The 17,800-nt window shown below is 64.2% G+C and carries 15 protein-coding genes and 2 tRNA genes; 9 read left to right on the top strand and 8 right to left on the bottom strand.

Translation table 11 applies throughout. The features are described from left to right. On the top strand, positions 1–410 hold a 410-nt coding region (locus tag ACTS1X_RS09925; protein ID WP_442614231.1), incomplete at its 5' end, for an OST-HTH/LOTUS domain-containing protein. Positions 411–606: 196 nt separating this feature from the next. Here the strand turns inward: ACTS1X_RS09925 and ACTS1X_RS09920 are convergent. Together ACTS1X_RS09920 and ettA are read right to left on the bottom strand one after the other, a co-directional pair. Beyond that, a complete protein-coding gene (locus tag ACTS1X_RS09920) occupies positions 607–1,314 on the bottom strand; it encodes a hypothetical protein (RefSeq protein WP_442614230.1) in 708 nt (235 codons plus the stop codon). A gap of 260 nt (positions 1,315–1,574) precedes the next feature. Next, the gene (ettA, locus tag ACTS1X_RS09915; RefSeq protein ID WP_442614229.1) at positions 1,575–3,254 is read right to left on the bottom strand and encodes an energy-dependent translational throttle protein EttA; all 1,680 of its coding nucleotides are present in this window, start codon (positions 3,252–3,254) and stop codon (positions 1,575–1,577) included. Positions 3,255–3,354: 100 nt separating this feature from the next. Between ettA and ACTS1X_RS09910 the strand changes: the two genes are divergently transcribed. The 3 genes from ACTS1X_RS09910 to ACTS1X_RS09900 all read left to right on the top strand — a co-directional run bounded on the left by ACTS1X_RS09910 (position 3,355) and on the right by ACTS1X_RS09900 (position 6,110). Next, positions 3,355–4,740 (top strand): M28 family peptidase, encoded by a 1,386-nt coding sequence (locus ACTS1X_RS09910; RefSeq protein ID WP_442614228.1) that lies wholly within the window; start codon positions 3,355–3,357, stop codon positions 4,738–4,740. Between the two features lie 155 nt (positions 4,741–4,895). Then, positions 4,896–5,153 carry a hypothetical protein gene (locus ACTS1X_RS09905; protein WP_442614227.1) on the top strand — a complete coding sequence of 86 codons (258 nt, stop codon included), beginning with the start codon at positions 4,896–4,898 and terminating at the stop codon, positions 5,151–5,153. A 162-nt stretch (positions 5,154–5,315) separates the two neighbouring features. After that, the gene (locus tag ACTS1X_RS09900; RefSeq protein WP_442614226.1) at positions 5,316–6,110 is read left to right on the top strand and encodes a transporter substrate-binding domain-containing protein; all 795 of its coding nucleotides are present in this window, start codon (positions 5,316–5,318) and stop codon (positions 6,108–6,110) included. Between the two features lie 15 nt (positions 6,111–6,125). Here the strand turns inward: ACTS1X_RS09900 and ACTS1X_RS09895 are convergent. From ACTS1X_RS09895 to ACTS1X_RS09880, 4 genes are all read right to left on the bottom strand, one after another. Beyond that, positions 6,126–6,202: transfer RNA gene (locus ACTS1X_RS09895), tRNA-Pro, on the bottom strand. 51 nt (positions 6,203–6,253) lie between these two features. Then, positions 6,254–6,328: transfer RNA gene (locus ACTS1X_RS09890), tRNA-Ile, on the bottom strand. A gap of 62 nt (positions 6,329–6,390) precedes the next feature. Continuing rightward, complete coding sequence (locus ACTS1X_RS09885; protein WP_442614225.1) at positions 6,391–7,476, bottom strand: polysaccharide deacetylase family protein; 1,086 nt, start codon at positions 7,474–7,476, stop codon at positions 6,391–6,393. Next, positions 7,460–9,145: a histidine kinase dimerization/phospho-acceptor domain-containing protein gene (locus tag ACTS1X_RS09880; RefSeq protein ID WP_442614224.1), complete on the bottom strand. Its 1,686-nt coding sequence runs from the start codon at positions 9,143–9,145 to the stop codon at positions 7,460–7,462. The genes ACTS1X_RS09885 and ACTS1X_RS09880 overlap by 17 nt, the downstream gene beginning before the upstream one ends. Before the next feature lie 160 nt (positions 9,146–9,305). Here ACTS1X_RS09880 and ACTS1X_RS09875 point away from each other — a divergent pair, with 160 nt between their 5' ends. Then, complete coding sequence (locus ACTS1X_RS09875; protein ID WP_442614223.1) at positions 9,306–9,791, top strand: Lrp/AsnC family transcriptional regulator; 486 nt, start codon at positions 9,306–9,308, stop codon at positions 9,789–9,791. On the opposite strand, the gene ACTS1X_RS09870 is transcribed toward ACTS1X_RS09875, so the two are convergent. Next, on the bottom strand, positions 9,788–11,062 hold the full coding sequence (locus ACTS1X_RS09870) for a tetratricopeptide repeat protein (RefSeq protein ID WP_442614222.1): 1,275 nt from the start codon (positions 11,060–11,062) through the stop codon (positions 9,788–9,790). The two genes, ACTS1X_RS09875 and ACTS1X_RS09870, sit on opposite strands and share 4 nt — an antisense overlap. A 105-nt stretch (positions 11,063–11,167) precedes the next feature. After that, positions 11,168–12,490, bottom strand: a complete 1,323-nt coding sequence (locus ACTS1X_RS09865) for a tetratricopeptide repeat protein (RefSeq protein WP_442614221.1) — start codon at positions 12,488–12,490, stop codon at positions 11,168–11,170. Positions 12,491–12,688: 198 nt separating this feature from the next. On the opposite strand from ACTS1X_RS09865, the gene yaaA reads away from it, so the two are divergent. The 4 genes from yaaA to ACTS1X_RS09845 all read left to right on the top strand — a co-directional run bounded on the left by yaaA (position 12,689) and on the right by ACTS1X_RS09845 (position 17,799). Then, on the top strand, positions 12,689–13,444 hold the full coding sequence (yaaA, locus tag ACTS1X_RS09860) for a peroxide stress protein YaaA (RefSeq protein WP_442614220.1): 756 nt from the start codon (positions 12,689–12,691) through the stop codon (positions 13,442–13,444). After that, positions 13,441–14,139: an SDR family NAD(P)-dependent oxidoreductase gene (locus tag ACTS1X_RS09855; protein ID WP_442614219.1), complete on the top strand. Its 699-nt coding sequence runs from the start codon at positions 13,441–13,443 to the stop codon at positions 14,137–14,139. Before yaaA ends, ACTS1X_RS09855 begins: the two co-directional genes overlap by 4 nt. 122 nt (positions 14,140–14,261) lie before the next feature. Then, a complete protein-coding gene (gyrA, locus tag ACTS1X_RS09850) occupies positions 14,262–16,961 on the top strand; it encodes a DNA gyrase subunit A (RefSeq protein WP_442614218.1) in 2,700 nt (899 codons plus the stop codon). Then, positions 16,951–17,799 (top strand): TauD/TfdA dioxygenase family protein, encoded by an 849-nt coding sequence (locus ACTS1X_RS09845; protein ID WP_442614217.1) that lies wholly within the window; start codon positions 16,951–16,953, stop codon positions 17,797–17,799. Before gyrA ends, ACTS1X_RS09845 begins: the two co-directional genes overlap by 11 nt. Position 17,800: the final 1 nt, after the last annotated feature.

Raw genomic sequence — 17,800 nt, 5'->3', positions numbered from 1 at the left:
TGTCGTCGGACAGCGATTTCATGCCGATGGCGATGCGCATCCGGCAGGACGGCCTCCCCGTCTACGGCTTCGGCAGCGCCAAGACGCCCGACGCCTTCAAACAGGCCTGCACCCGCTTCATCGATGTCGACGCGCTGATCCGGGCGGAGAAGGACGGCAACGCCAAGGGCGAAAAGGGCAAAGTGGACGAGGATGTCGTCGCGCTGCTGATCGACGCCTATGACGCCGCCAAGCGCGACGAGAACGGCTACGCCGCGCTATCCGCCGTTGGCCAGCGCGCTGGCAACCGCTCGAGCTTCGACGTCCGCAACTACGGCTATTCCCGCCTCCGCGACCTGATCGAAGATATCCCGAACTTCGCGACCGAGCAGCGGGAGAATGGGCAGGTCTGGGTTAAGCGGTTGCGGTAATTTCCGCCGTGGTAAGGTCTCAGTTGGGCCCTCTATCAGTAACGGTGTCGTTCGTAATTCTGGATGCGGGATCAGGTCCGCATGACAGTGAATTCCTTACTGAATCTCGTTCCATATGCCGTTGTTGAACCCGAGATTGCGTTATTCGTTTTGGACTAGCAAGTACGGCTGCGATCCGAATATCACATTAGAATTTTCAATTGAGAACCTCTGGCCCCTCACCGACCACGGCGAGAATTCTCTTGCGCAGTTTCTCAGCCAAGTCCGAAGGCTCTTGCCAAACGACGTGTGAATATTGCCGTGTATCGAAGTGTACGAAACCGATGCAATCTTCACGGCAAGTCCAAATAACTGGAAGACCTAAACCCATGGCAAAGCCGGCCTCAAAATAAACACCACCCCGTGCCCCTGACCCCTCTCCTTCGGTCCTAGTGGTGAAATCGGCCACGACAAACCTAGAACGTCGGATTTCTCCGACAATTTCGTCATCGATCTTGTTATTGTGCTCTTTTCTATCGATTCTCAGCGCATCGAATCCAGCATTTTCGATCGCTGGTTTGAAACCTTCGTCAAAAGCTAGACTCATTGAATCATCGAACCACATCGCTACAAAAGCCTGCGACCCAGAGCCCCCGACTTCGACCAAACTATCGAGAAATTCGTAGCCTTTCGGTTGTATAGTCAAACGGTGCTTGGTATCGATTTTTAACAGCCCTTCAGACGCAAACGTTTCGAGTATTTTCTGTCTTTGTTTATCGTCCTTTACGCCTAGCCAAGCACACATCTTATCCATGAGAGTTTCGTCATCAGGTGACCAACCGCCGCCACCGAGTTTAACGGTGTCGCCTGGCTCGTATCCGTGAGCTTCAAGCGACAAAAAGAACCGGCGCTTCCGCTCACTCATTGGCAGTCGACGGGGCGAATACGCATCTTTGAGAGTCGACGAGTTCAGGATTGGTACATCGTTCCCGGCGACGCGCTGTCTGACAAGCCAGTTAGTGATCGCTACTTTTCGGTCTATCGAGGGAGGATCGTTTTGAAGCATCCCGCGCGCAGTACCGACGATATAGAAACGACCCCCAGCCCTAGGGCTATCATAAGTCCAAGCGTCTGAATCCCGCTCGACGATCTTCGCCGGCGTGTTCCATATCGGGCATGCCTCGCTCACCGCGTCAGCTTCTTGTACGTCATCCGGTGCGGCCGGTCCGCCTCGTCGCCAAGCCGCCGCCGCTTGTCCTCCTCATAGGCCTCGAAGTTCCCTTCGAACCATTCGACATGACTGTCGCCCTCGAAGGCGAGGATATGCGTCGCCAGCCTGTCGAGGAAGAAGCGGTCGTGCGAGATGACCACGGCGCAGCCGGCGAAACTCTCCAGCGCCTCTTCGAGCGCGCGCAGCGTTTCGACGTCGAGATCGTTGGTCGGCTCGTCCAAGAGCAGCACGTTGCCGCCCTCCTTCAGCATCTTGGCCATGTGAACCCGGTTGCGCTCGCCGCCCGATAGCTGGCCGACCTTCTTCTGCTGGTCCGTGCCCTTGAAGTTGAACGCGCCGACATAGGCCCGGGTCTGCACCTCGTGCTTGCCGAAGGTGAACATATCGAGGCCGTCGGAGATTTCCTCCCAGACATTGTGGTTGGGGTCGAGCGTGTCGCGGCTCTGGTCGACATAGCCGAGCTTGACCGTCTCGCCGATCTGGATCGATCCGTTGTCGGGCTCTTCCTGCCCGGTGATCAGCTTGAAGAGGGTCGTCTTGCCCGCGCCGTTCGGCCCGATCACGCCGACGATGCCGCCCGGCGGCAGGCTGAACGTCAGGTCCTCGAACAGCAGCTTGTCGCCATAGGCTTTCGACAGGCCGTTCGCTTCGATCACCTTGCCGCCGAGGCGGGCGGGCGTCTGAATAAGGATCTGCGCCTTGCCCGGCGAGCGGTTCTCCTGCGCCTCGACCAGTTCGTCGAAGGCCCGGATGCGCGCCTTGGACTTGGTCTGGCGCGCCTTGGGCGACTGCCGGATCCATTCCAGCTCGTCGGCGATCGCCTTCTGCTTTCCCTTGTCCTCGCGCTCTTCCTGTTCGAGCCGCTTGGCCTTCTTGTCGAGATAGGTCGAATAATTGCCTTCGTAGACGAAGTAGCGGCCGCGATCGAGCTCGAGGATCCAGTTGACGACGTTGTCGAGGAAATAGCGGTCATGGGTGACGAGGATGACGTTGCCCGGATAATCCACCAGATGCTTTTCGAGCCAGGCGACGCTTTCCGCGTCGAGATGGTTGGTCGGCTCGTCGAGCAGCAGGATGTCGGGCTTGTCGAGCAGCAGGCGGCACAGCGCCACGCGGCGGCGCTCGCCGCCTGACAGGTTGGTGACATCGGCGTCGCCCGGCGGGCAGCGTAGCGCGTCCATCGCGATTTCGAGCTGGTTGTCGAGCGTCCAGCCGTCGACCGCGTCGATCTTCTCCTGCAGCTCGCCCATTTCCTCCATCAGCTTGTCGAAATCGGCGTCCTCGGGCGGATCGGCCATCATGCCCGAAATCTCATTGAAGCGGTCGACGAGATCGGCGACGGGCCGCACGCCGTCCATCACATTCTCCTTCACCGTTTTGTCCGGATCGAGTTCGGGTTCCTGTGCCAGATAACCGACGCGAATCCCCTCGCCCGGCCAGGCCTCGCCGGTGAAATCGGTGTCGATGCCGGCCATGATCTTCATCAGCGTCGATTTGCCCGAACCGTTGGGCCCGACGATGCCGATCTTGGCGTCCGGATAGAATTGCAGATGGACCTGATCGAGGATCGGCTTGCGGGCCCCGGGGAAGGTCTTGGTCATGCCCTTCATGACGTAGGAATATTGCGCGGCCATGGGTCGTCTGTGCTCCGGATTGGGATAGTGGGAATTGGGCCGCGATGTAGGGATGCCAGGGCGAATTGGCAAACCTTGATGCGGTCGTTAAGCGGGGCGCATGCAGAAAACCCTCCTCCCCCTCGCGCTTTGCGCCGCCGCCCTCCCCTCGCCGACATTCGCGCAGCCGAGCGATGCCGACATCGCCGCGATGCGCGATGCCGCGATGGCGGGCGACACCCTCGCCTATGCCATCGCCGAGGGCCTGACGACCGAGATCGGTCCGCGCCTCGCCGGCACCGAGGCCGAAGCCCGCGCCCGCGACTGGGCGGTGGAACGGCTGACGGGTCTCGGCTTTTCCAATGTCCGGATCGAAACCTTCCGGATGCCGACCTGGGTGCGCGGCGCGGAGACGGCCGAGATCGTCTCCCCCTACCCCCAGGCCATGCACGTCACCGCGCTCGGCCGCAGCGGATCGACCGGCGATGCCGGCGTGCGGGCCGAGATCGCCGCGTTCGACACGATCGAGGAATTGCGCGCCGCGCCGATCGGCAGCCTGACCGGCAAGATCGCCTATGTCGGCCATCATATGGAGCCGACCCAGGACGGGTCGGGATACGGTTTTGCCGGACCGGCGCGCTGGAACGCGCCGTCGCTCGCGGCCGAACGCGGCGCCGCCGCGATCGTCATCCGCTCGGTCGGCACCGCCGACCATCGCAGCGGCCATACCGGCGGCACGACATGGGGCGACGGGGTGACGCCGATCCCGGCCGGCGCGCTCTCCAATCCCGATGCCGACAATCTGGAGCGCATGGTGGCGCTCGGCCGGCCGGTCACCATGCATCTGACGCTGACGCCCCGATGGATCGGCGAGCAGGAATCCGGCAATGTGATCGCCGAGATACCGGGCCGCGATCCCGACGCGGACATCGTCCTCGCCGCCTGCCATCTCGACAGCTGGGACCTCTCGCCCGGCGTGTTCGACGATGCGGCCGGTTGCGGGATCGTGACGGCGGCCGCGCATAGGATTCTCGAGAGCGGCACGCAGCCGAGGCGGACGATCCGGCTGTTCTGGGCCGGCGCCGAGGAAGTCGGCCTGTTCGGCGCCACCGCCTATTTCGAACGGCACGGCGCCGGAGGCCATGCCGTGGTTTCCGAATCCGATTTCGGGGCGGACCGGATCTGGCGGGTCGAGTTCGCACTGCCCGAAAGCGCGAGCGGCGATGCCGACCGGGTGAGCCGCCTGCTCGCCCCGCTCGGCATCCCGCGCAGCGGGATCCCGGCGACCGGCGGGCCCGACGTCCGGATACTGGTCCAGAACGGCGCGCCGGCGATCGACCTGCAGCAGGACGGCACCCGCTATTTCGATCTGCACCACACCACGAACGACACGCTTGACAAGATCGATCCGGTGCAACTGCGGCAAAATGTCGCCGCCTGGACCGTCATGCTGTCCGTCATGGCCAATGGCGATGCGGATATGGAAACGCCCGAAACCCCCGAATAACGGGGCCAAACCGGTGTTGCGCTGCAGCATATCGCGCGGTTCATTTCGATACGGCGCCACAATTACAAGTTGACGTTCCGTGAAGGGACGCTATGGCAGCGCGCTGGGATTGGCGCAGAGCCAGGCCCTGATTTATTGCTATGGGAGCACTTATAATGAAGAAACTTAGCTTTGCGCTTGCGTCCGCCAGCCTGTTCGCGCTGGCCGCTTGCGGCGAAACCGCCACGGAAACCGCTGACGAAGGCGCCGAAGCCGTTGAAGCAACGGAAGAAGCCGCTGACGAAGCGATGGCCGAAGGCGAAGAAGCCATGGCCGAAGGCGAAGAAGCGATGGCTGAGGGCGAAGACGCCATGGAAGCCGGCGAAGACGCCATGGAAGCCGCTGAAGAGGAAGTGGCCGAAGACGCCATGTAATTTAGCGGTCGGCCTTCGGGTCAACCAGCGAAAAAGAAAGGGCGCTTCCCGGTGGGAAGTGCCCTTTTTTTGCGCCCGATAGACCGATCATGTGCCTGCGACCCTTGATGCCACGCTCGTCATCGGCCAGTCTGCCAGCTGCTGGATCAAGGGGAAGAAGCGATGAGGATGTTGCTCAAATTCATACTGGCTGTCTGGCTGGTCACGCCCGGGATCGCTTCCGCAGATGCCTTTGACGATATTCAGCAGCGCCAGGAGCTGATCATCGGCGTCTCGGTCTTCGCACCATGGACCTACGCAAACCGCGAGAATGAGCTGGCCGGGCACGAGATCGATATCGGCAACAAAATCGCCGAGGATCTCGGCGTCTCGGCACGGTTCGAGCTTTATAATTTCGAGGAGATATTCGACGCGCTCGCCGGAGGCGAGATCGACATGATCGCCGCCGGCGTCGCGATGACGCCGGAGCGTGCGCGGCGCTTTCATTTCTCCATTCCCTATCTCTCGACCGGGGTGAATATTGCGACGGGCCCCGCATTCGAAGGAAGTCCCGCCGGCGTCGCAGACTTTAACAGCCCCGATATCACGATCGCGGTCGTCGAAGATACGCTGGCCGCCAACGTTGCCGCCAGAATGCTGGGCGATGCGAGCATCAGCCGGTTCGCCACGGCGAGCGGCGCGGAAGGCGCCGTGTTGACCGGCAGGGCGCAAGCCTATGTGGCAAGTGTACCGGAAACCCGGATATTCGCGCTGCGCCACGGCGGGCGCATTTCCCTGCCGCTCGATGAGCCGCTAGTGTCAGGCGTTGCCGGCTTCGTGGTGCGCAACGAGGAAGACCGGCTGCTCCACTTCCTCAACAGCTGGGTCCATATGCGGGACGCCGACGGCTTTCTCGCCGATCGCCACCGCCACTATTTCGACACGCTCGACTGGGCGGTCGACATGGTTCAGCAATAGGGCTTCCGGAAAAGCTGGTCGGGGAGACAGGATTCGAACCTGCGACCCTCTGTTCCCAAAACAGATGCGCTACCAGGCTGCGCCACTCCCCGACCGGAAGAGCGCCCTTAGGCCGTGCGGCGGCCAAGGGCAATCAAAAGAATTGGTGGGCCCGGAGGGACTCGAACCCCCAACCAAGCCGTTATGAGCGGCCGGCTCTACCATTGAGCTACAGGCCCCACCGGTTCAGCGGCATCGCCCTGCCAAAGGCCGTCGCCCAAGGCAAGCGGCTATTCGCCGGTCAGGCGGATCCGGCCGGTCCGGTGCGAGCCCGGTCGGCCGCCGCGACGATGTCGCGCGCGCGAACGGCGGTGACGCCATGCCGGGCGAAAAGGTCGAAAACACCGTCCCACCACGCGTAAAAGGCCTTGAGGTCGGCCGCGTCGCGCACATAGGGCGTGTGGCCGGGCACGACCGACGGCGAATGATAGGACAGGCCGATTACCGGCAGCCCGTCGTCGATCAGCCTCCGGATCGCTTCGAGCGCGAGATCGAGCGGATAGTCTTCGGGCGTCAGCGACACCCGCTGGAGCAGCCGGGTCCGCGCCAGCAGCGTCCGCCAAAGCGGGACACTCTCGCCCCAGGCGAAAAGCGGCATGCCGAACCGCCGCAGCGGTCCGATGAAAGTGGACGTCAACGGCAGTTCGAGCAAGGTGCGCGAGGGGCCCGCCCAGAAGGCATTGGTGCGAAAGCGTGAAAAATCGGGGCCCCCTTCCCGCGCATAGCTGAACAGCGCGCGGACCGAGGTATCGAGACGATAACCGGCCTCCTCGAGCAGCTGGGCGCTATGCTCGCCGATACCGTACCGCCCGGCACGGTAGAGCGTCGGCCGTTCGCCCACCCTCTCGGCGATCCGTTCGGTCAACCGCTCGAGCTTGGCGCGCTGGAGATCGCGCGGCAGATTGCCCGTGAAGCTCGTATAGCCCGTGACCTCCTCCTCGAACGGCGGATTGACCCACGGATGCAGCTGGGTTCCGATCTCGCAGCCATCCCGCTCATGCATCTCGCAAATGATCGCCGCGCTGCGGTCGTTGTCGACGACGGGGTAATCGACCATATAGGCCGGAAGCGCGCCCGCCTCGCGGAAGAAGCGCTGGGCTTCGGGCAGCCCCTCCATCGCCGTTACCGCGACATTGTCACGGCTCAGCGGGCGTTCCCAGTCGAACTCCTCCTCGGTATCGACGAAAATGACGTAATGCTGGCCGAAATCGTCCGGCAGGGCCGCATGAGCCTCGGGATCTGCCGGACGGTCGATCCGGCCGGACCTGCGCTCTTCCGCGCCGTCCGCCAGAACAGCCGGCCCCTCGTTTCTATCTGCCCCGTTCACCCGGCAATGCGCTAGCATCTTTTGTCGGCAGGCGCAGGACAAATTTGTCCGGCTCGATATCGAGTTCGCCGTCCGCCTCATGGGCGATGTTCCGGACAAGCCGCAACGCGAAGCCGAGGCCGAGCGCCGGCGCGTCCGGCCAATCGCCGTCCGGCGAATAGCCGGGATCGAGCAACGCGCTTTCGTCCTGACCCAGAAGAAGCGCGGGCCGATCGAAGGTGATGGCGATGCCGCCGTCGCCCCCATCGCGCATGCAGGCGACGAGGATCGTCTCCCCGGCCGCCGCCAGGCCCACGGTAGACGACAGCAGCCGTTCGATCATTCGTTCGATGGCGATCGGGTCGGCGACAAGCGGCGGCAGGCCTTGTTCGACGCGGATCGCGAGATTCACGCCGCGCGCTTCGGCCTGCCCGATATGGACATCGTGCAGCCGCTGCAGGATCCCGGCCATCTCGACCGTTTCGACCGCGAAGCTCAGCCGGTCGGTTTCGGCGCGAGCCGCGGTATCGATATCCTCGATCGACCGGAGAAGGCGGGCCGCTTCCTCCGCGACGCCCGCGGCGCGCTGCCGATAGACCGCCGAAACCGGGCCGAGCAACTGACCGTCGATCATCTCCGCAAAGCCGATGATCGCGTTGAGGGGCGTGCGCAACTCATGAATGAGCTGGCGCAGCGAGTCCGGCTCGAGGTTGGAGCCGAACAGGCCGTCCGTCGGCGGGACCGTCGCAGCGGCCTCCTCGTCGCGCCGCGGCCGCCGCGCCATCCCGCGATAACCGGCAAAGCGCCCGTCCTGCTCGCCGAAAAACGGCACTGCCGAGATCCGCCACGCCCCCGAAGCGGGTCCCTCCCCCGCCACGATCAGGCGCGCGTCGCGGAACGGGGCGCGCTGCCGGAACGCGCCGGCCGCATGTCCGTCGACGCCGAAATCGAGCGCATCGGCGCTGAACGCTATCGTCTGGCCGATCAGCGGGCCGCGCGGCGCGCCGTCCACCCAACGGATCACGCCGTCCGAACCGGCTTCGAACCGGAACTCCGTGACGGAAGCTTGGGGAAGCGACGTCGTGCCGCCTTCCCGCGTCTTCCGAAACGCTTCGATCCGTTCGACCAGCGTTCGGATCTGTTCGAAATTTCCGCGCGGTGCAGCGGTTTCCGGCAGATCCGGCAACGCGTCCGAAGGACGAAGTTCAAGCACATCCTCGGCCGGCGCTTGCGATTCTCCGGCGGGGCTTTCCAGCACCATATCGGCCGCCCCGAACCGGCCCAGCGCCTCGCTCACTTCCGGAGCCAGATCTCCGCGATGCCGGAGCAGCGCGCGCGAACTGCCGCGCATTTGCGGCAGCAGGTCTATCCAGTCTTCGGGATCGAGCAGCGCGCTCAGCAGTACCGGCCGCGCGATTTCGGGCGCGTCCTCGGCGAAATGCCCGAGCAGCCAGGCCGGAATCCGACGGCCGGCCAAGGACCGGGCTGCCTCGAGCCGCACCTCGAACGGCACGTCCCTTTGCCATTCGTCGAGCAGCGCGAACGCATGGACATGCTCGGGATCCAGCGCCACATCCTCGCGCTGGGCGAGCACGTCGACGAGCTGGCGCCACAAAGAGATGCGCGCGGCCACCGTATCGCGCGGCTGCGCCATCACCGTCGCCAACATGTCGTCAAACCGCATCAGCATCCTCGCTCCGGGTGCCGCCCGCCCTGGAAACCACCGCCATTTCAGATAGCCTTGGCCTATGGTTAACGAAAGCTGCCTTTTTCATCCGTGCGATACTGGGACAATTGCTTTTGCGGGACATATAATTATAACAGAGGCAGTTTTTCTGAAGGATTAGACTATGAAATCCGGATCGCCCGCGCTCGACGATATTGACCGGCTGATTCTCGCGACGCTGCAGGACGAAGGCCGCATCACCAATGTAGAATTGGCCCGGCGTGCAGGCCTGACCGCGCCGCCCTGTCTCCGGCGAGTCCGCGCGCTCGAAGACAGCGGCGCGATCGAGAGCTATCACGCCAAGCTCGACCCGCGGACGCTCGGCTATGGCATCACCGTGTTCGCGATGGTCAGCCTGAAAAGCCAGGCCGAGGAGGATCTGCGGGCGTTCGAGGACCATATCGCCTCGCTACCGCTTGTCCGCGAGTGCCACATGCTCAACGGGGAGATCGATTTCATCCTCAAGATAGTCGCCCGCGACCTTCAGCATTTTCAGGATTTCCTGACCTCGGAGCTGACGACGATCCCGAATGTCGAGAGCGTGAAAACGTCCCTGACCATTCGCACGGCCAAGTCGTTGCCCGGCGTGCCGGTCGATAATGAAAGCTAGGTGCCGGGAGTTTCGGGCTGGGCCGCAAGCGCGGGGGCTGGTTGCGGCGCCGGCTGCGGCAGTGCGGCATAGCCCGCCCACAGCCGGGCGATCGACGCGCGCACACCGGTAACCTGATCGAACGCCGCCCGGGCACCGGCGGCATCGCCGGCCCGCGCCAGTGCCATGCCAAGCCGCAAATTGGCGAGTTCGACATCGACCCCGCCCTTTTCCGCCGCCATGCGATAGAGCGGCGCCGCCGCGGCATAGTCTCCCAGCGACATATAGCCGTCGGCGGCGGCCATCGCGGCTTCGCCCGTCGCCGCGCTTGCCGCGGAACCGGCGCGCCCCGGCAGGGCGGAACGCAATGCCTGCGCCGCGCGCGTCGTCCCGCGGTCCAGCGTCGCGATCTCCGCATTGCCGCCGTCCAGGATATTCGCCGTCCGGCCGGCCTGAACGATGCGTTCGATCTCGGCGGGCAGCGACCGGCCATGGGCGACGCGTGCATAATCCCGATAGTCGAACTCGCCGGTCAGCGCGCCCGCGGCATCCTGCAACCGCCACAGATCCAGCGCCGCATCGGGATCGGCCGAATAGGCCGACCGGTGCTGGATGAGAACGTCGCGCCAGTTGCGCCGGTCCGGATGTTCGGCGACGAGCATCTGGCCGAGCGCCAGCACCCGCTGATTGTCCCCGAGTTCCTGCGCGAAATGGATGGCCCGCCGGTACCATTCCGCGGGAATCGCGATGCCCGCCGTCCGATGGATCTCGAACGCTCGCTCGACCAGCGACAGCGCTGCCGCATGATCGCCGCGGTCGTCCATCAGGCTGGCCATGGCGATGAATATCCGGGGATTGCTCGTCCCGCGATCGATGGCGGCCTGGAGGTCCGCACGGGCCGCGTCTCCATTCTGCGCGTGATACGAGATGCGCGCCCGATGATAATAGAGCTCGGCGCTCTGTTCCGCACTCACGAAAGGACTGGAAAGCAGTGCGTTGATCGCCGCGACCTGCGCCGCGGTATTGAAGGTCCGGTTGGCGACATCGAGCTGGAGGCTCGCAACGACGTAGCGATCACCGTCGGTCCGCGCGGCGGCGGCCGCCTGGTTGAGATAGGCCGATGCCGAGGGGAAATTGCCTTGGGCGATCGCGGTCTGCGCCTGTTCCGCGGCGCTCCGGACATCCTGGGTCAAATCATAGGCCAGCGCCTCTTGAGCGGCGACCGGCGCCGCCATGGGCACGGCCATGGCCACCGCCCCCGCAAATGCCAGCCCCGTTAGTTTCTTCACCATCCCTGTCCTCGATCTATTGTCGGTCTTTTCAAGCGCATAAAGAAATGGGGACGGCGATACCATCGCGCCGTCCCCATAATTCTTCCTCTGGTCCTGCGCCCCGGTCTATTCGGCGCTTGCCGGTTCGGCGGGAGCGGGCGCCGCAGTCCCGCCGGCCTGCTCGTCGAGCCATTGCAGCCAGAAGGCCGCGTGCGGCTGGCGGTCGCCGGTCACCGCCTCGAACGCCGCGCGGGCTTCGGCCGTCTGTCCCATCGAATAGAGCAACGCTCCCTTGCGCAGATTGACGACACCGGCGTCCACGCCGCCCTTTTCCAGCGCGAGATCGTACAGTTCGAGCGCCTTCGTGCTCTCACCGTATGAAGCGTAGGCATCGGCCGTATTAAGCGCTACGCGGCCCTCCGCCGAGCTGCGCGCGGCAGCCTCCGACTCGGTCAGCCCGGCCTGGTCGGCCGTGACATTGGACGTGAGTTCGGCCGCGATTTCCTGATTGGCCGGGATCGCGCCGCCCGCGACGCTCGCCGTGTAGACACTCTGCGCTTCCCGAGGGAGACCGCGCTGGGCTGCCAGCCGGACATATTCGTTGATGCTCGCTGCATCGAGACCGTTGGTGGCCCGCATCAGGCGCAGCAGGTCGAGGTTCGGCTGATCGTCCAGCCGGCCCGCGGTCTGGTAGACCCGAAGCACCTCGTTCCAGTTTTGCGGCGACGGGTGCGAGGCCAGCAGCGCGGTGCCGAACTGGACAACCCGCGGCACGTCGTTGGTCTGATAGGCCGCACGGAAAGGCACGGTGTGCCAGCTCGACGGGATTTCCTGACCCGCCGCCCGCAACGCCGCGAACGCTGCAGCCGCGCTGTCATAGCCGGCGGCGTGATTGTTGGTGTTGAAGTGCGCGAGGGCGGTCTGGATCAACGCATCGGCATTGTCGGGATCGTAGCGCAGCACGTTCTGATAGGCCTCGATCGCGCCGGAATTGTCCCCGGCGCTGTTCGCGGCGTTGCCGATCGCGAGCCAGTAGGTGGGCCGGCGGGCGATCTCCACCCGGTTGCTGTCGAGCGCCAGACGAAGCCCCTGCAGCTGGACCGGCTGGATCTGTTCGTTGGTGCCGCCTTGCTGCTGAATTTTCGCAGCCAATTGCAGCATCACCTGGCCCAGGATGAACCGATCGTCCTGATTCTGGATCAGCGGCACGGCGGCCTCGAGTTGCGACTGAACGGCAGCCGTATCGACCGGCCCGGCGCCCTCTTCCGCCTCGAGAGCGGTCTGCGCGGCGACCACAACCGCGCGCACGCCGTCGGTTATTTCGCCCGCGTCGAACTCTTCCGCGCCGCCCTCACCTTCCTGGATGGCGGCGGCCGGGGCGGCGGCAATCATCGTCATGCCGGCAAACACCAGCGCGGCGGCGAGACTTTTCGTTGAAACCCGTTTCATAAAAATTCTTCTCCCAAAAAACTCTTAGGCCTGGAAAACGGCCGTCAATAGTCCTGCTACTAACGGATGGCCCGGAGAACAAGTTGCGTAGGATGGCGGCATTACTCTACGATTCACGCTGAACGGCGGTTGAACCGTTCGTTTTCAACGGGAAAGACGGGTTTTGACCCCGAAGACTCAAGCGGCTAACCGGACCCCATGCTTGCACTTATCTCCCCGGCCAAATCGCTCGACTTCGATGGCAAGGCGCCGCTGGAAGCCACGTCGCCCCGCTTTCCCGAGGAAACCGAGCGGCTCGTCTCCGCTGCATCGAATCTCACGAAGAAAAGGCTGCAGGAGATCATGCCCGTTTCGGACAAGCTGATAGACCTGAATTATGGCCGCTACCGCGACTTCTGGGAGCAGCCGGAACGCGCCGCGATCTACGCCTTTTCCGGCGACGTCTATGTCGGCTTCGAGGCGAGGACGCTGGACGACGAGGCGATCCGGTTCGCCCAGGATCATCTGCGCATCCTGTCCGGCCTGTACGGCCTGCTCCGGCCGCTCGACGCGATCCGCCCCTATCGGCTCGAAATGGGCACCAAATGGGCGCCGCGTTACAAGAAGCTGACCGATTTCTGGGGCGGCAAGATCGCCGGCCTGCTGGCCGAGGATCTCGAAGCGGATGGTTCGGGCGTGATCGTCAATCTCGCCAGCAACGAATATTGGGCGGCGGTCGAAGGATCGCGCACGGTCAAGGCGGCGCGCGTCATCACGATCGATTTTCGCGAGGAAGGCCCCAAGGGTTTGCGCTTCAACAGCTTCGAGGCGAAGCGCGCGCGGGGCATGATGGCGCGCCATATCTGCGAGCATCGGCTGGAAGACCCCGAAGCCCTGAAATCCTTCGACAGCGACGGTTACCGGTTCGTCGCGGACGGCTCCGACGAGAATCGCTGGCGTTTCGTCCGGCGATGACCGGCCGCGCGGTCGTTATCGGCGCGTCGGGCGGGATCGGCGGCGCGCTCGCCGACGCGCTCGAGGAAGAAGGCGTGTATGACCGCGTAATCCGGCTGGCGCGCGCGTCCGAGGGCGACACCCATATCGACCTGGAAGACGAAAAGAGCATCGCCGCGGCGGCCGAACGGTGTGCCGGCGCCCCTGCCCCCTCGCTGGTTCTGGTCGCGACGGGCATCCTTAACGACGGCGATCTGGGTCCCGAAAAGACGATGCGCGATCTGGATGCCGATTGGCTGGCCCGCAACTTTGCGGTCAACACGATCGGGCCGGCGCTGGTCGCCAAGCATTTCCTGCCCGCCATGCCGGCGAAGGGACGCACGGTCTTCGCCGCGCTGTCCGCGCGGGTCGGCAGCATCTCCGACAATCGGCTCGGCGGCTGGTACGGATATCGGGCGTCCAAGGCCGCGCTCAACATGATGATCCGCACCCTCGCGATCGAGCAACAGCGCAGGAACGACCGGTCGATCGTCGTGGGATTGCACCCCGGAACCGTCGATACGCCGCTCAGCCGGCCCTTCCAGCGCAACGTGCCGTCGAAACAGCTGTTCGATGCCGAGCGCGCCGCGCTCCAGCTGCTGGATGTGCTGGACGGGTTGAAGCCGGCCGACAGCGGACATATTTTCGCCTGGGACGGCGAGGAAATCGCCCCCTAATCGATCCCATCTAATCTGTGGATAAAACCGGGTTTCGGCTCGCCAATTTCCAGCGGTTTTGCTAGGGTTTCCGCAATTATTTCGTAGAGGAAAGTGACGCTTTGAGCGACGAGCAGATTACCATGGCGAGTCCGTCGGATATCAGCCCCATCAATATCGTCGACGAGATGAAGGCGAGCTATCTCGACTATGCGATGTCGGTGATCGTCGCGCGTGCGCTGCCCGACGTCCGCGACGGACTGAAGCCGGTCCACCGCCGTATCCTCTACGCCTGTCAGGAAGGCGGCTTCGTCGCCGGGCGACCCTATCGCAAATCGGCGAAGATCGTCGGCGACGTGATGGGCAATTACCACCCGCACGGCGACAGCGCGATCTACGATGCGCTGGCGCGGATGACGCAGGACTGGTCACTGCGCGTGCCGCTGATCGACGGCCAGGGCAATTTCGGCTCGATGGATCCCGATCCGCCCGCCTCGATGCGCTATACCGAGGCGCGGCTCAACAAGGTCGCGATGACGCTGCTCGACGATCTCGACAAGGATACTGTCGATTTCACCCCGAACTATGACGGGTCGCGCAGCGAACCCCAGGTCCTTCCCGCACGCTTTCCGAACATTCTCGTCAACGGCGCCGGCGGCATTGCCGTCGGCATGGCGACCAACATCCCGCCGCACAATCTGGGCGAAGTGCTCGACGCCTGCCGCGCGTTCATCGACAATCCGGCGATCACCAATGCCGAGCTCATGGAAATCGTCCCCGCCCCCGATTTCCCGACCGCACCGCTGATCCTGGGCCGCTCGGGCGCCCGTGCGGCCTATGAGACGGGCCGCGGGTCGATCATCATGCGCGCGCGCCACAAGATCGAGGAAAAAGCGGGCGACAAGCGCGCGATCGTCCTGACCTCGATGCCCTTTCAGGTCGGCAAGTCGGGGCTCGTCGAAAAGATCGCCGAAGCGGCGAAGGACGACCGGATCGAGGGCGTTTCCGACATTCGCGACGAATCGAACCGGGACGGCGTGCGCGTGGTGATCGAACTGAAGCGCAGCGCGACGCCCGAGGTCGTGCTCAACCAGCTCTGGCGGCACACGCCGGCGCAATCGAGCTTCCCGGCCAACATGCTCGCGATCCGCGGCGGCCGGCCCGAAACGCTGATGCTGCGCGATATCATCGAGGCCTTCATCAAGTTCCGCGAAGAGGTCATCACGCGGCGCGCCAAGTACGAGCTGTTCAAGGCGCGGGAACGGGCGCATCTGTTGCTCGGTCTGGTCGTCGCGGTCACCAATCTCGACGAGGTCGTGCGGATCATCCGCGGCTCGGCCAACCCGGCCGAAGCGCGCGCGGCTTTGCTCGCCCGCGAATGGCCGATCGGCGAGATCCGGCCCTATATCCAGCTGGTCGAGGCGGTCGAAACCGCGATCGAAGGCGAGGTATACCAGCTTTCGGACGCGCAGGTGCGGGCGATCCTCGAACTGCGGCTCCATCGCCTGACCGCGCTCGGCCGCGACGAGATCGGCGCGGAGCTGAAGGAGCTGGCCGCGAAGATCGCCGAACTGCTCGATATTCTCGGCGACCGGGCGAAGCTCTACGCCGTGATGCGCGCGGAGTTCGACGAGATCAGCGAGCAATATGCGACGCCGCGACTTTCCGAGATCACGGCTGGCGACTTCGATATCGAGGACGAGGATCTGATTGCCCGCGAAGAGATGGTCGTGACGGTCACCCATTCCGGTTACATCAAGCGCACGCCGCTCGCGACCTTCCGGGCCCAGAAGCGCGGCGGCAAGGGCCGGTCGGGAATGGCGACGAAGGACGAGGATGTCGTCACGCGGCTCTTCGTCACCTCGACCCACACGCCCGTGCTCTTCTTCTCGAACAAGGGTCAGGTTTACCGGATGAAGGTGTGGAAACTGCCCGAAGGCGGGCCGCAGACCAAGGGCCGGCCGATGCAGAACCTGCTGCCGCTCGCCGAGGACGAATTTGTCCGCACGGTGCTGCCGCTTCCCGAAAACGAGGAAGAGTGGTCGAAGCTCCACGTCATGTTCGCCACCGCGCAGGGCAGCGTCCGGCGCAACTCGATGGATGCTTTCGAGAATATCCCGTCCAACGGCAAGATCGCGATGCGCTTCGCCGAGGACAGCGACGACAAGCTGATCGGCGTGGCGCTGCTCCAGGAGGGCGACGATGTGTTGCTGGCCACACGCAACGGCAAGGCGATCCGCTTCGCGGCGACCGATGTCCGGGCCTTTGCCAGCCGCACGGCGACCGGCGTGCGCGGCGTAACGCTGAAGGACGACGACGAGGTCATCTCGCTTTCCGTCATGGGCGCGACGGGCACCGAGATCGAGGAACGCGACGCCTATCTGAGGGCCGCGCCCTGGAAGGACAACGACAACGATCCCGAACTGCCGCCCGAAACCATGGCGAAGATGATCGCGGCGGAGGAATTCATCCTGACGGTCTGCGCCAACGGCTACGGCAAGCGCTCGAGCGCCTATGAATATCGCGTCACGAAGCGCGGCGGCCAGGGCGTGGTCAATATCGACAATATCAAGCGCAACGGCAAAGTCGTGGCGAGCTTCCCGGCGAGCAACGACAGCCAGGTCATGCTGATCACCGACCAGGGCAAGCTGATCCGGATGAACGTCAGCGATGTCCGCGTGATGGGTCGGAGCACGGCCGGCGTGACGCTGCTCGACGTGGCGAAGGGCGAGAAGGTCGTCGGCGTCGCGCTGATCGACGAAGAGGAAGATCCCGAGGACGCCGCGGAAGAGGCCGTGACGGCGGAGATCGAAGCGAGCAAGCAGGCAAGCGGTGACGCTTGAGATCGCTCCTTCCGGTCAGGCTTGCGGCGCGGCGGTCACCGGCGTCGATCTCGCACGGCCTTTGTCCGACGATATGGTGGCCGAAATCCGGGCGGCCTGGCTCGAACATCACGTCCTGAGCTTTCCGGACCAGAAACTCACCGACGACGATCTCGAACGCTTCACGCTCTATTTCGGGCCATTCGGCGAGGATCCGTTCATCGCCCCTATTCCGGGCCGCGAGCATATCATCGCCGTGCAGCGCGATGCCGGCGAGACGGCGCCGCTGTTCGCCGAGAACTGGCACACCGACTGGAGCTTCCAGGAACATCCGCCCGCCGGCACCTGCCTCTACGGCATCACCATTCCGCCCGAAGGCGGCGATACGCTTTTCGCCGACCAGCATGCCGCGCTCGACGCCATGCCGGACGATCTGCGCGCGCGGCTCGACGGCAAGATGGCGATCCATTCGGCGAAGAACGCCTATGCGCCCGAGGGCATGTATGGCGAGAAGGACGCGGGCCGATCGATGGACATCCGCCCCTCCGAGGATGCCAAGGCGACGCAGCTTCATCCGATTATCCGGGATCATCCCGAAACCGGGCGGGCGGGGATCTATGGCACGGTGGGCTATATCGCGGGTATCGCGGACATGGCCGAACAGGACGCCCTGCCCCTGCTGATGGACCTTTATGCGTGGCAGACGCAGGACCGCTTCGTCTATCGCCACAAGTGGCAACCCGAGATGCTGCTCATGTGGGACAACCGCTCGGTGCTTCACAAGGCCACCGGCGGCTATGAGGGCCATGACCGGCTGCTCCACAGGACGACGATCGGCGCGTATCGCCAGGCCGGATAGT

The sequence above is a fragment of the Parasphingopyxis sp. genome (assembly GCF_052168275.1).
Lineage (GTDB): Bacteria > Pseudomonadota > Alphaproteobacteria > Sphingomonadales > Sphingomonadaceae > Parasphingopyxis.
Note: the sequence above shows the minus strand (reverse complement) of the source record. Positions and strands in the feature narration are given on the sequence as shown.

Coding starts and splice junctions, on each gene's coding strand:
- ACTS1X_RS09920 (WP_442614230.1), bottom strand. CDS start 1,314: ATGAGTGAGCGGAAGCGCCGGTTCTTTTTGTCGCTTGAAGCTCACGGA.
- ettA (WP_442614229.1), bottom strand. CDS start 3,254: ATGGCCGCGCAATATTCCTACGTCATGAAGGGCATGACCAAGACCTTC.
- ACTS1X_RS09910 (WP_442614228.1), top strand. CDS start 3,355: ATGCAGAAAACCCTCCTCCCCCTCGCGCTTTGCGCCGCCGCCCTCCCC.
- ACTS1X_RS09905 (WP_442614227.1), top strand. CDS start 4,896: ATGAAGAAACTTAGCTTTGCGCTTGCGTCCGCCAGCCTGTTCGCGCTG.
- ACTS1X_RS09900 (WP_442614226.1), top strand. CDS start 5,316: ATGAGGATGTTGCTCAAATTCATACTGGCTGTCTGGCTGGTCACGCCC.
- ACTS1X_RS09880 (WP_442614224.1), bottom strand. CDS start 9,145: ATGCTGATGCGGTTTGACGACATGTTGGCGACGGTGATGGCGCAGCCG.
- ACTS1X_RS09875 (WP_442614223.1), top strand. CDS start 9,306: ATGAAATCCGGATCGCCCGCGCTCGACGATATTGACCGGCTGATTCTC.
- ACTS1X_RS09870 (WP_442614222.1), bottom strand. CDS start 11,062: ATGGTGAAGAAACTAACGGGGCTGGCATTTGCGGGGGCGGTGGCCATG.
- ACTS1X_RS09865 (WP_442614221.1), bottom strand. CDS start 12,490: ATGAAACGGGTTTCAACGAAAAGTCTCGCCGCCGCGCTGGTGTTTGCC.
- yaaA (WP_442614220.1), top strand. CDS start 12,689: ATGCTTGCACTTATCTCCCCGGCCAAATCGCTCGACTTCGATGGCAAG.
- ACTS1X_RS09855 (WP_442614219.1), top strand. CDS start 13,441: ATGACCGGCCGCGCGGTCGTTATCGGCGCGTCGGGCGGGATCGGCGGC.
- gyrA (WP_442614218.1), top strand. CDS start 14,262: ATGGCGAGTCCGTCGGATATCAGCCCCATCAATATCGTCGACGAGATG.